Raw genomic sequence first — 12,935 nt, 5'->3', positions numbered from 1 at the left:
GGTCGGCGCGGGCGGCTACACGCTCAAGGACGGCGACTCCGTCGTCTGGTGCTACTCGAAGTACGGCGACCCCGCGCCCGAGCAGGTTTCCGTCACGATGGAGATTATTGGCAAAAAGGCCGGGATGGCTCAGCGTTGGACGAGCCCGTCGACCCAGGTGTTTGTTAAGGGCACGTCGATCAAGGATGCCTCCGCTACCTATTTCGACGCCCTTGGCATCGAGTCCAAGATGTACGACCAATTCGGCTATTGGGGTGTCCATAGCCTCGTTTCTCCGCTTGATGGTACCGAGCTGTCCGGCGCTTGGTCGTTCTTTGTCAACGGCGTTCCTGGAACTCAACTCGATAACGACTACGTGCTTAAGTCGGGCGATAAGGTCGTTTGGGCTTACGCCCCTGGGGATACTTTGCCCGGTGTCGACAACGTTGTTCTTAATCCGAGCGCTGCACGCCCTAACTGGGATAGCGACTGGTCGGGCTTTACAAGTGCCGACAAGGTTACCGACGCACCTGTGCCCACTAAGGATGCAGATGAGAAATGGGTAAGCGAGCTTAAGACGCGTGCGGACGGCAATAAGGGTGTTTCCGATGCGTTGCTGATCGGTGACTATCTCTATGTGGCAGTTGGTTCTAAATTGCTCAAAAAGGATGTCGAGACGGGCAAGACCGTTCTAGAGTCACCTTTGGCTGCTGCAATTGATTCCACCTCACGCATGGTATATACCAATGGTGTTGTGCTTGTTCCGCTTTCAGGCGGTCGTCTTCAGGCCTTAACGGTTGATGTGCTTGCGACGGTTTGGGTTACCGATGGGTTGCCGGCCGGTCCCGATGGCGCGCAGCAGTCGCTTGCTTCTGTTTCGGTTCGCGATGGCTATGCCTATTTTGGTACCGCTTCGGCCGATTGGATTGACTCGAGTGACGGCTACCTGCTTTGTGTTCGTATTTCTGACGGTAAAGTCATGTGGCAGCACAAGAATGAAAACAGCAAGGGCTATTACTGGGCTGGCATGGCGTTCTCGGGCGACTATGGCGTTATCGCGGATGATTCAGGCACTGTCAGCACGGTTGATCCTTCGACTGGAAAGACCGTAGCAAAGCTTAAGATCGCCGATCGCGTTCGCGCGAACGTGCTTGTTGATGGGGCTACTGCTTACGTTGTGAGTGCCGATGGCACGCTCCATAAAATTGCTATCGCTAATGATGGGGCCCTTTCAGAACTGGGTAAAGTTACGTTTGGCAGCAGCTCGACCTCTACACCCGTGTTTGTCAACGGTAAGATTGTAGTTGGCGGCACGTCGATTGAGTCCTTTATGGGCGGTCCCCAAAACAGTCTTACGAGCCACTATGGTCAGCTTGCAATTATCGACGCCGATACGCTTACGGTCGATTATTCAATTTATAAGGCAGACGGTAACTTCATCCGCGAGGATTCTTCTGCAAGTGGTTTTACGGGCAGCGGCGATGTTAAGTCACAGCCTGTGGTTTCCATTCAAGATGGTCATACCTATGTATACTTTACGTCCAACAATAATCCTGGCGGCATTTATCGCTATCGCATAGGTGACGAAGAGGCTGAGCTGCTCTATAGACCGTCGGCCGAGAACCAGCAGTACTGCATGTCGTCGATTTCGGTCGGTTCTGATGGTTCACTCTACTACGCTAACGATTCGGGCAAGTTGTTCGCGATTAAGGGAAATGGCCAGAAGGTCAATCGCTATACTGTCTCGTTTGACGCAAATGGTGCAGATTCTATTGTGCTCGATTCCCAACGTATTAAGGCTGGTAAAACTGCTACGGAGCCTGCTGTAAAACCGCGTCGCAAGGGCTATACCTTCGGCGGTTGGTATACCGATGAGGCGTGCACGCAAGCGTATGACTTCAGTACGCCGGTGACGGCCGATCTGACGCTGTATGCCAAGTGGACCAAGAATGCCACCAATTCTGGTGACAATGGCGGTTCTGGCTCCAGCGGCGGCAGCGGTTCTGGTACTGGTACCGGCACGGGCACTGGTACGGGTTCCGGCGCTGGTTCCGGCTCTAAGGGCCCGCAGGCCGGCGGCGCTATCGCCCCGGGTCAGAAGCCGGTGACCAAGACGACGGTGTCGACCAAGACCGAGACCAAGGAAAACAAGTCCGACAAGAAGGGCTCCGATAAGTCCGACAAGAAGGATGAGAAGAAGTCTGAGAAGAAGGACAGCAAGTCCGACAAGAAGTCCGATTCCAAGTCCGATACGGGCGCTGCTTCCACGACCACTGCTAAGAAGTCCTCTGGTGCTTCCGAGCAGGAGACGGGCACCAACCCGCTCGCCATCGTTGGCATCGCCGCCGGCGTGATTGGCCTTGCGCTCATCGCCGTCTTCGTGCTGACCAAGCGCGGCAAGGGTGACGGTAATGCCCGATAAGCCCAAGGAGACCAACGGGCAACAGCCCGACTCCTCGTTTATCCAGCTCGATGATCCAAAGCAAAAGGGCGCCGCTTCGGCGGCGTCCGCTCCTCGACGGAAGGCGCTCCTTGGCGTTCTGACTGCCGCATGCGTCGTTCTGATCGTGGTCTCTCTGGGCTTTGTTCATCCCTCCGAGAGCGGTGCTTGGTCCATTGATTGGATCGTCCAGACCGTGGCGGGGGAGAGCATCGTCGCCAAGGATGGCAATGGGTCCGGCTCGACTGTCGCTTCGGGCAAGGCCGGGTCCAAGGATTCCAAATCTTCTGATGATACGAATGACGGGTCTAGGGGTTCTGACAAATCTGACTCCAAGAAAGATTCCGAGTCTTCGGACAAGGAATCGGACAAGAACTCGGATAGCAAGAAGCCCGGCGAAAAAGGAGCAGGAAATAAAAAGACTGACAACAGTCAGTCGGCTTCTCAGAATTCGGCAACGTCCGGTGGGCCTTCTGCCGTTCCTGATAACAGTAATGCCCCCTCGGGCAACCAGAGCGTCTCTCAGGAGTCTAGCTACGTTACCGTGACTGTCTCGGTTACTTCGAGCGCTGTGGGCAATCCTGTGTCCGCTGGTGGTACCTACACCTTTAATGAGGGAGCAACTGCCTACGACGCTCTCTGCGCGCTGGGTATTTCTATAAATGCGCGTGGCTCGTCGTTTGGCACTTATGTTGCCGCCATCGGTGGCCTGGCCGAGAAGGATGAAAACTATGGAAGCGGTAGCGGCTGGTGTTATTCCGTCAACGGCACAACGCCCATGACAGCCTGCAGCAACTACGTTCTCTCAAACGGCGACAACGTGGTCTGGTATTACGTGACAGGCTAGGGGCCTCGACATATCGCATCAAACGGGCGGTTCGGACAAACATCCGAGACGCCCGTTTTTATACGAATGGGACGTCATTTCCCAATCGAGGCTCAACCGGAAATTGCATCCCGCCCTGTAGGCGAATTCCGGGACGCAGCTTCCCGTTGGGGCGGGTTTCGGAAAGCGTGTTCCGCTCTGAGGGCTCATTCCGGGATAGTCTTTCCGAAGCAGCGCCCATTGGGAAGCTGCGGACCGTATTGGGCATCGATTTTGGGATGCGCTTTCCGCTAGAGCCACGTTGCGGAAGCTGTGTCCCGTTCTGAGGCTGCAATCTGGGACGCGCTTTCCGCGGGGCGACCATGGGGAAACTACTACCCATTCCGACGCTGCGGCCCGCCTTGTGCGCTTTCCTCGGCAGGCTCTGCAAACAAAAAACCGGTTGGAACGGGAATTCCAACCGGTTATACATTCAAGCAAATAGTGAATCGACTACGACCGTGCGCCCTCGAGGAAGAAGCGGCGGCTGAAGTAGTTGTACCAGGTGACGAGGAACGTGGCGATGGCCTTCATGGCTTGGTAGCCGATGCTCAAAAACGTGACGCCCACAAACATGTACAGGTCGTTGAGGCCCAGACCGATCACCGACAGGATGGTGAAAATCGTGAACTCGCGCTTGCGGCTCATGCCTTCGCGGTGGTCGAACACGTACTTCATGCTGAGCCAGTAGTTGACCACGACGGACGTGATAAACGAAACCGTGGTGCTCATCAAAAAGTCGAGGTGGAACAGCTCGACGAGCGCAATGAGCATGCCCCAGTCGATGCCAAAGGAGATAAGACCCACGACAGCAAACTTGAGGAACTGCTTGGTATGAGGTTGTGCCAGCGCCTTGCGCACGTAATCACATCCAATGCGTTGATGAATCGAGCAGAGGATACTTTAGAGCTTTTACAAGGGAAACGTAAGGTCTTTGCCAAGAACTATATGAACTCGCCAAATTTTCAAGAGCTAATCCGCAAACGTTGAAAATTTGCCCGTAAACGAGCGACACCCACGGACGATACTGCGCTGAGTGCGCGTCGTCCGTGGGCGCCGTAATGCTGCAGGGGTTTCGAGCTATTTTGTCTCGTCGCCCTCCAGGAAGATTTTTCGGGTCACAAAGTTGTAGACCATGACAAGCGCGGTGGCGCAGATCTTGGCGATATTGGCCTCGAGTCCCAGGCCGGCGTTGAGGGCCAGCACGATACCGTCGTTGAGTGCCAGACCGATCACGGACAGCACGACAAAGATGATGAACTCGCGGCGGCGGCTCATGCCTTCCTTGTGCGCAAACACGTACTTCATGCTGGCGACGTAATTAAAGATGAGCGAGACGATAAAGCCGCTGGTGTTGGCGATTAGGATGTTGAGGCCCAGAGCGTAGTGGAGCAGATTCATAATGCCAAAGTCGATAACCGTGGCAATGACACCGACGACGCCAAATTTCATGATCTGCGCAAGGAGCTTTTGCATGGTACCTGCCTTAAGCTGGCGCCGAAGCGCCGCGGGGATGACAAACTCAGCAAGTTTAGCCAATCCCCGCGGGTGGTGCTAGGCGCGCTCCTCGATAGCACCGTTTCTATATGCATCGAGCAGCTGACGCAGGTCCTGGATTTGGCTGCGGATCTTGGCGCCAGTATCGGTGTCGCTCACCATGCGGCGACGGTCTGCTTGGTCAAAACGGTTGGTCTCGCTTTCGATGTCCACGTTGCGCGTGAGTGCCTCGGCAACCGTCGTAAAGGCCCGGTGCGACTTGAGGCGGCAGCCGCGCGAGCTCGAGATGAGCGTATAGCCGGCGATACCCGTCTTGGGATGGTAAGCGCGGCAGAAGCCGCCATCGATGACCAGCAGCTTGCCCTCGGCGCGGATGGGCTGCTCGCCCTTGGTGGTTTTAACGGGCGTGTGGCCGTTGATGATGTGGCCGGTCGGCGAACATGCCATGGGCGCGACGCCAAACTCGCGCATGATGTCATCGCAGACCGAGGGCGACTTGGTAAGCGTAAAGTACGGGTCCATCGGCTCGACCCAGGTGCTCTTATCGGCGATATAGGCGCGCTCAAAGGTACGCACCAGGCGTCCGCTGGCGGGTGAATTGAAGCCAATCCACAGGTACCACATCCAGTCGAGGGCATCGCGGTCGCCCACGCGCCACGCGCGGCGGGCGATGTGGTCGCAAAAATCGAGATAATCGCGGCCAGCGTGCCAGGTGCCCAGGCAGTTCATGCTGCTAAAGGTGCCGTCTTCGTTGAGCGGAACGCAGCCATGGAACAGCAGGTTGCCGTTGGCGACCTTGTACATCGAGCCGTGGGAATAGAGGAAATCGATATGGCGATGCAGGTGATCGGCGGTGACAAACTCTGACACGAGCTTGTCGATGATGTGCTGCTCCTGAGACGTGAGCGTGTAGGGGTCCGCCGGGTCGACGGTGGGGAAGTCGTTGGTCGTGAGCGGCCACACGCTGCCGTCGGCGAGCGTGACCGTGCCGGTGTCGTGGTCGATTTTGTCGAGCAGCAGACGGTCGGCCATGTCGAACTCGGGGTGGCGCTGGATAATCTGGCCCTCGAGTTTAAAGAGCAGGACGTTGATGGCCTTGATCAGCGGGCTGATGGACTCGCCGGCGGAATAGGTGGCATCGGCAAAGGCGACGAGCTCGCGCAGCGAGATGCCGTAGTCGTTCTCGAGGATCTCGTAATTGTCGTAGCGCAGGTTGTTGCGCAGCACCGTGGCGATGCAGGCAGGCTCGCCGGCAGCGGCGCCCATCCACAGCAGGTCGTGGTTGCCCCACTGAATGTCGAGCGAATGGTAGGTGAGCAGGCGGTCCATAATCTTGGCAGCGCCGCCGCCACGGTCAAAGATATCGCCCACCAGGTGCAGGTGGTCGACGGCCAGGCGCTTGATGAGCGAGGCGAGCGACTCGATAAAGTCGTCGGCGCTGGCGGTCTCCAAGATGGATTCGATAATGCGCTCGTGATAACGCACGCGGTAGTTGTTCTCGTCTGGATGCGTGTGCAGCAACTCGTCGATGATGTAGGCGTAATCGCGTGGGATGGCCTTACGCACCTTGGAGCGCGTATAGCGGCTCGAAAGCGAGCGGGCAACCATGATGAGCCGGTCGAGCGTGGTCTTGTACCAGGTGGGGGAGTCCTCGTGCTGGCTGCGGACAAGATCGATCTTCTCGCGCGGATAGTAGATAAGCGTGCACAGCTCGCCCTTTTCGTCAAAGGTGAGCGTGTCGCCAAAGATCTCGTCGACATGTTCGCGCACGACGCCCGAGCAGTTGTTGAGGATGTGCATAAAGGCTTCGTACTCGCCGTGCACGTCACTCATAAAATGCTCGGTGCCTTTGGGCAGGTTGAGAATGGCCGAGAGATTGATAATTTCGGTAAACGCGGATTGCTCGGTGGGAAATTGTCTCGACAGCAGACGCAGATACTTAAAGTCTTGCGGATTGCGATCGAATGCGACCATGAAGCACCTTCCGATATGGTTGGTAAAACTGATAAAACAGCGTCAAGCGTTTACCAGTATGCGCCGGCTTTGTTTCGATTTTGCGCCGGCGGCTGAATTGTCGGCTGAACGGTTTGCTAAATCGATTTAGTTGAGGTTGATGTGTCGGTTAAGTGGAGACGAAGGGGGTGATTTTGCCCATGTTGGCCCATGGCGGGGATGGGGATGTTCATGATAAAGATATTCAATGCAAATGGTTCGAATTGGTAAATAGTGGACGTTTGTATCGTATTTAGGCTTGCTGTGCGATAATTTGCGCAGCAATACTTAAGGAGCCTCATATGAGTGATTTTGTCCTGACCTGTGAATCCGCCGCCGACCGAACCCGTGAGTTCTTTGCGTCGCGCAATATCCCTGTCGTGTGTTTTCATTACGAGATCGACGATGTTGTCTATACGGACGATCTGTATCAGTCGATTACGCCGGACGAGTTTTTTGCCCAGATTGCCGCGGGCGCCATGCCCAAGACGTCTCAGGTGAGCGTGGGTGAGTACGAGGAGTTTTGGGAGCCGTTTGTTGCCGAGGGTAAAGACGTGCTGCACCTGGCGTTGTCGTCGGGTATTTCGGGCACGTATGGATCGGCCTGCGTTGCGGCACAGATGCTCGCGGATCGCTATCCTCAGGGCGGCAAGGTGCGCGTTATCGATTCGTTGGCGGCGTCTTCGGGCTTTGGCCTATTGCTGGAATATGCCGCCGACGTGCGCGATAGCGGCGCTTCGCTCGACGAGACGGCCGCTTGGATTGAGGAGCATAAACTCAACCTGCACCACTGGTTCTTCTCGACCGATCTGTCGAGCTACCTGCGCGGCGGTCGCATTTCGGCCGCGAGCGCGATTATCGGCACAGCGCTTAAGATTTGCCCACTTATGACGGTCGATTGCGAAGGTGGGCTGTCGCCACGTGAGAAGATTCGCACCAAGAAGCGCGCGATTTCCGAGATGGCTAAGACCATGATGGCACACGTGCAGGACGGTGCGGATTATTCGGGTAAGTGCGTCTTGTCCCATTCGGCGTGCCGCGAGGACGCTGAGGCCGTTGCGGCGCTGATTGAGGAACAAGTTCCGCAGCTCAAAGGCAAGATTGAGATCAACAATATCGGTGCTCTGATCGGTTCGCACACCGGACCTGGCACGGTGGCGCTCTTCTTTATGGGCGACAAGCGCGTGGATTAACTTGACCCATCACGTCGCGCACGATTGCTCAAACGAAAACGGCCCGCCTCACGTTTGTGGGGCGGGCCTTGCTGTTGCGGCTAGCGTTTCTTGCCGCGGAAGAAGAAGCCATGCAGTGACGGCTTGAGTCCACGGTTGGCGCGACGCTCCTCGATATGATCGTGGATCGAAGCGACGCGTTCGATAACCTCGTCGGGAATCGGCACGTCGGGATTCATGTTCTCGACCTGACTGACCTCGGCGGCGGCAACCTGGTCGATAATGGGCACATCGTCGCGCGAGATGACGGGCGTGGCGTCTTCCTTCATCTTGCGGTAGCGCTGCATCATGTCGGTCTGTAGCTGCTGGGCCGAAGGCGGCGTCCAGATGATGGCGTTGGCACCGGCGGCGATGGTCTCGCGGATGCTCTCGGGCGTCTTGCCGCCCGGCGCGATGAGCGGCAGGTTGGGATAGTGCTCGCGCAGTTCACGTAGGACCTGGGGCGTGTTTTTGCCGGCGGCGATGTTGAGAATCTTGGCTCCGGCGCGCACTTTGGCATGCGCATCATCGTCGCAACGTACGACCGTGGCGATGACGGGGATGTCGGCGATGTTGGTGATGTGCTCGACCATCTCGGCAGTGGCTGGGGAGTTGACCACGCAGCCCGCCGCGCCCTGCATCTCGGAGACGGCTGCCATCTGTACGGAGCGCTTACCGGTCGTAGTTCCGCCACCCACGCCTACAAAGACTGGGCACTCGGCGACGGTCAACAGCGCCTGCGTAATGGCAGGCTGTGGCGTGAAGGGGTAGACGGCAAAGACGGCATCGGCGTTGGAGTTGCGGATGACCGCCACGTCGGTGGTGTAGATAAGCGACTTGATGCGACGACCGAAGAGCGTAAAGCCGCTGGCCTCCTCGATCTCGTCGGGCATGCGGAGGGCCGCCTTGCGCAGGCGCCCGTCGATGGGCAGCGGCTCCATGGGGAGCAGTCCGTTGGGAGTTACGGCTACCTGGGGCTCGGTGAACTCGTCTGCGAGCTCGACCTCGGAGAAATCGACCGAGGCGACGATGTCCTCGTGAACCTCGGCGGGTACATCGATGGGAGCTTGGTCGTTTGTCGCGGCAGGCGTGTCGAAGGAGCTGGTGCCGACAAAGGCGTCGACGCGCTCGTTCAAATCGTTGAGAGTATCCATGGAGGCTCGATTCTATGCGATGGCGGCCGGCAGGGTGCCGGCAGCGTTGTGCTTGCTAAATCGTTTGACGAGTTGATTTTTCCCCGCCGCGCCATCCGTTAGACCGAAGGGCCGGCGAACGTGAAGGAGCTGTGGTGGCGGGTATTGAGGTGCTATCTTGAATGTCCCGTTTAAAAGAGAGGTGACGCGGTATGGAATTGACAGCAATGTTTAGCTCGATTGGCCTGTGCGTGGGCGCAATCGTTGCCGCCGCGGTCATCTACTTTGTGGTCACGGCCATTAAGGGCAAAAGGGCCGAACGCAAGGAGCGCGCGACGCTTAAACAGCATCGCGACCAGCAGAGCAAACGCGCACGGAGATAGCTTGTTGAGTTTTGGATCCGTGCGCTAGCTGCGTTTTCGGATCAGGGCAATGTAGAAGCCCTCAAAGTCGCGGCTAGGCGGAATGGTGAGCGTGCCGGGCAGGCCGTTGGCGATGGCCGATACCTGACCCGCGGCAATGGCCTCGGTCAGGGCGTTGGACTCGATGCGCGGCTCCTCACCAGCTTCCTGGGCGCGGCGTGCCTCACTTTCGCTTGGCGTGCCGTCGAGGGGGATGAGCTCGCAGTCCATATGCTTGTCGAGGGCCTCTTGCAGGGCGTCCTCGTTTTCCTGCGGCAAGATCGAACAAGTCGAATAGACGAGCGTGCCGCCCGGTTTGAGGGCTCCCATGGCGCGGTCCAGAAGCGCACGCTGCGAGCGGGCACACTTGCTCAGCAACTGCTCGGTCAGGCCGCGCAGGCTTTTCTCGTTGCCGCTGATTACGGTGCCCGTGCCGGTGCAGGGAGCGTCGAGCAGGATGCGGTCAAAGCGGAAGAACTCGTCGAGCTCGCGTGCGTCGGTGCGCATGACGGGCACGTTTTTTGCGCCTTGGCGGTGGAGGTTGGCTTCGAGCTTCTCGGCGCGGGGAATGCTCATCTCGCAGGCGGTAAGGTGCGCCTGCCCCTGCGTGAGGGCGGCGATCTGCGTCGTCTTGCCGCCAGGGGCTGCGCACATGTCCAGGATGTCCTCGCCTGCCTGAGCGCCCAGGACCAACGGCGGCATCATGGACGACAGACTTTGCAAGTAGATCTTGCCGTCGCGGTAGATGTCGAGGTCCCACAGGTCGGAAACCTGGGCCTCGGGCAGGATGAAGGCGTCTGGGTACCAGGTGACGGGGTTGTGGGCGATGCCGGCGGCATCGAGCGCCGCAGCGATGTCCTCGACGGTTGCCTTGAGCGTGTTGGCGCGCAGCGTGACCGGGCGTGTGGCCGCGGCGCCGAAGCCCTCGATCATGAGCTCGGCATCGGCGGGCGCATAGGCGCCGGCGACCGTGTCGACCATAAAGCGCGGCAGGTCGGCGGCGGAGTGTTGGGCGGCAAGTTGGTCGGAAAGTTCGGTAGCAGCAAACTGCCTGAGCTTGAGCTCGGCCTTGACCTGCTTTTTCTGCTTACGACGACGCGGCTTGGACATCCGTCTTTCCTTCCCATTCCATTACATGTCGAGTGTTTAGTACTGGCTCTCGTGCTTGCTGAAGAAGTCGAAGCGCGGGGGCAGCGGCTTTACGCGGTGCTCGCCGGGCTTCTCGCCCAGGCTCTCCACAAACTCATCCGTGGAGGCGAAGATGTTATCCCAGCTAAAGAAGGCGACCGGGTCAACGTCGAAGTACTCGCAGATGAGCTCGCAGCCGGCCGGCACAATACCGTGCATCAGGACGGTCGCCACGCGCAGCTCGGTAAAGGCGTCGACGAGGGCCTGCTTCATCGCGGCGTTGGCTGGCTCGCCCTCGAGTTTGTTGGCGGCCTTGGAGGCGTCGCTCCAGCGCTTGTTGGCGGCGCGCAGGTAGTCGTCGCACACGGCAAGCGCGCGGTGCGTCTCGAACTTGTACATGGCCTGCTCAAAGGCGAGGGCTGCCTGCTGGGCGGCTTCGATCACGGTGCCAGAAGCGGTACCGGCGGGAATGCAACCGTTGCGATAGGGACTCTCGTCGCCCTCCTTGACGGCGACGCCGTAGAAGCAGCTGCGGGCCAGGCGGTTGAAGACGCCGGTCAAAAGGGCGCTCTCCTTAAGGGCCGGATCGATAACGCGCTTGTCGTCGCAGGCGCGCACCTCGTTGCCGTCCTTGTCCTTGCCGGTCACACGCGTGTCGTATGCCTTGGGGCTAAAGCTCACCGGCTTTTCGGACAGGCCGAGCGACAGCCAGTGCGCGCGCATCTGCTCGCAGGTGTAGTGGTTGAGTAGGTCGTCTGCCGGCGGGGGAGGCGTCTGCGAGGACGAGCTGGCCTTTTTGCCCATGTAGAGCAGGTGGTAGCAGGCGCTGACGGTGCTCTGCGTGAGGTCCCAGCCCAGGGCCTCCCACATGGCGGTCTGCGCGATGCAGTAGAAGTAGATGTTGTCCTGACCGATAAACTGGTAGATCTGTGCGTCGTCCGAGCACCACCAGTCGCGCCAGTCGAGCGAGCTGTGCTGGTAGGTGGGCGCGGGCACCTGTGTGGAGTCGGCGGCGGGCTCGCCCATGAGGGCGGCATCCTGGGCGGCGACGCCCTCGGTCACGCCGGCGGCCTTGGCATCGCGCGCGAGCACGGTACGCGTATAGCTGATGGGCGCCCACAGGCTCTCTGGCCAGCACCAGCAGGTGACGTCGGAAACGCCGTCGACCTGGGGCACCGGAACGCCCCAGTCGATGTTGCCGGTGATGCGGAAAGGCACGAGCGCTTTGCCGCTGCGGAAGCGCACGCCGCCGTTGGCGAGCACCGCATGGGCGTCGTCGCGCTCCTTCCAGCTGGGGAAGGTGACGGTAAAGCTGCTCTTGTTTCCCTCGGGCTCCAGCACGGTGTGCTCGGGCAGCTGGTCCTCGACGGCATCGAAGGCCTCGCGGAACTTGTTTTGGATATAGAGCTGGGCCGGCAGCAGCCACTCCTCCATGGTCTTGGAGACCACGGAACGAACCTGCGGGTTCTGGGCGAGCTTGGCGGTATAGGTCTTCATAAAGTCGAGGTAGGCCGGCAGGTCGAAGTAGAGGTTGTCTACCGGGCGCAGCTCGGGTACCTCGCCGGTGAGCTGGCTCTTGGGCGCGATGAGCTCCTCGGGCTCAAACTGGTGGCCCAGATCGCACTCGTCGGCATAAGCCTTCTCGGACTTGCAGCCCTGGATGGGGCAGCGGCCGATCACCTGACGGCCGTTGAGGAACGTGCCGGCCTTGGCATCGTAGAACTGCAGCGTGGAGCGCTTGGAGATGGTGCCCTGCTCGTGCAGGCGCTTGATAATCTCGGCGGTCACCTCGTTGTGAATCTGCGCAGCTGGCTCAAGGCCCGAGCCGCCGTAGATATCGCAGCTGATATTGTAGTTGTTGAGGGTCGCGGCCTGGCGGGAGTGATTGGACTCGACATACTCGCTAATGGACTTGTCGTAGCCCTCGTTCTCCTTGAGCTTGCGGTAGCTCTCCATGATGGGCGAGCCATAGCAGTCGGTGCCCGAGGTGAAGATGACGTTCTCGCGGCCCAGGCGGTCGCGCAGGAAGCGGGCGAAGAAGTCGGCCGGGACAAAGACGCCGCCAACGTGGCCAAAGTGAAGGCCCTTGTTGCCATAGGGCTCGCCGGCGGTAACGATGGCGCGGCGAGGCCAGCTGGGACGGTCGTTCATGGAGTATTTGGATGCCATGGGACTCCTTCGCATATGGTGGGAGCGCAGCCGGGCGCAAGGTCTGGCGACGCGGTGGTCAATTCGTGCATATCGTTCGACATTATCGCACATGCGGACGGGTACGTGGCAGGGGCGCTA

At 59.1% G+C, this 12,935-nt stretch carries 10 protein-coding genes; 4 read left to right on the top strand and 6 right to left on the bottom strand.

Features of this window, described 5'->3' with window-relative positions; translation table 11 throughout:
* Both AB5Z25_RS06475 and AB5Z25_RS06470 read left to right on the top strand, forming a co-directional pair.
* The coding region (locus AB5Z25_RS06475) for an InlB B-repeat-containing protein (protein ID WP_195361057.1) at positions 1 to 2,401 on the top strand (2,401 nt) is incomplete at its 5' end.
* Positions 2,391 to 3,266, top strand: a complete 876-nt coding sequence (locus AB5Z25_RS06470) for a DUF4430 domain-containing protein (protein ID WP_368135083.1) — start codon at positions 2,391 to 2,393, stop codon at positions 3,264 to 3,266. The genes AB5Z25_RS06475 and AB5Z25_RS06470, both read left to right, overlap by 11 nt.
* Positions 3,267 to 3,737: 471 nt before the next feature.
* Here AB5Z25_RS06470 and AB5Z25_RS06465 read toward each other — a convergent pair whose 3' ends face one another.
* The 3 genes from AB5Z25_RS06465 to AB5Z25_RS06455 form a co-directional block, all read right to left on the bottom strand.
* Positions 3,738 to 4,145, bottom strand: coding sequence for a GtrA family protein (locus AB5Z25_RS06465; protein WP_022095123.1), 408 nt, complete (start codon positions 4,143 to 4,145; stop codon positions 3,738 to 3,740).
* Between the two features lie 219 nt (positions 4,146 to 4,364).
* Positions 4,365 to 4,760 (bottom strand): GtrA family protein, encoded by a 396-nt coding sequence (locus AB5Z25_RS06460; RefSeq protein WP_368135082.1) that lies wholly within the window; start codon positions 4,758 to 4,760, stop codon positions 4,365 to 4,367.
* Positions 4,761 to 4,838: 78 nt separating this feature from the next.
* On the bottom strand, positions 4,839 to 6,755 hold the full coding sequence (locus AB5Z25_RS06455; protein ID WP_368135081.1) for a fructose-1,6-bisphosphatase: 1,917 nt from the start codon (positions 6,753 to 6,755) through the stop codon (positions 4,839 to 4,841).
* Between the two features lie 320 nt (positions 6,756 to 7,075).
* Between AB5Z25_RS06455 and AB5Z25_RS06450 the strand changes: the two genes are divergently transcribed.
* On the top strand, positions 7,076 to 7,966 hold the full coding sequence (locus tag AB5Z25_RS06450) for a DegV family protein (protein ID WP_368135080.1): 891 nt from the start codon (positions 7,076 to 7,078) through the stop codon (positions 7,964 to 7,966).
* An 80-nt stretch (positions 7,967 to 8,046) separates the two neighbouring features.
* Here AB5Z25_RS06450 and AB5Z25_RS06445 read toward each other — a convergent pair whose 3' ends face one another.
* Positions 8,047 to 9,138, bottom strand: coding sequence for a beta/alpha barrel domain-containing protein (locus AB5Z25_RS06445; RefSeq protein WP_349114978.1), 1,092 nt, complete (start codon positions 9,136 to 9,138; stop codon positions 8,047 to 8,049).
* 191 nt (positions 9,139 to 9,329) lie between these two features.
* On the opposite strand from AB5Z25_RS06445, the gene AB5Z25_RS06440 reads away from it, so the two are divergent.
* Positions 9,330 to 9,500, top strand: a complete 171-nt coding sequence (locus tag AB5Z25_RS06440) for a hypothetical protein (RefSeq protein WP_158558677.1) — start codon at positions 9,330 to 9,332, stop codon at positions 9,498 to 9,500.
* A gap of 24 nt (positions 9,501 to 9,524) precedes the next feature.
* Here the strand turns inward: AB5Z25_RS06440 and AB5Z25_RS06435 are convergent, their stop codons facing one another.
* Positions 9,525 to 10,628, bottom strand: a complete 1,104-nt coding sequence (locus AB5Z25_RS06435) for an RsmB/NOP family class I SAM-dependent RNA methyltransferase (protein WP_368135079.1) — start codon at positions 10,626 to 10,628, stop codon at positions 9,525 to 9,527.
* 36 nt (positions 10,629 to 10,664) lie between these two features.
* Positions 10,665 to 12,815, bottom strand: coding sequence for a methionine--tRNA ligase (locus tag AB5Z25_RS06430; RefSeq protein ID WP_368135078.1), 2,151 nt, complete (start codon positions 12,813 to 12,815; stop codon positions 10,665 to 10,667).
* Between the last annotated feature and the right edge of the window lie 120 nt (positions 12,816 to 12,935).

Origin of the sequence: Collinsella aerofaciens, from assembly GCF_040910325.1 — a bacterium.
Classification (GTDB): Bacteria; Actinomycetota; Coriobacteriia; order Coriobacteriales; family Coriobacteriaceae; genus Collinsella; species Collinsella aerofaciens_BL.
This window is presented reverse-complemented; position numbering and strand designations above follow the sequence as displayed.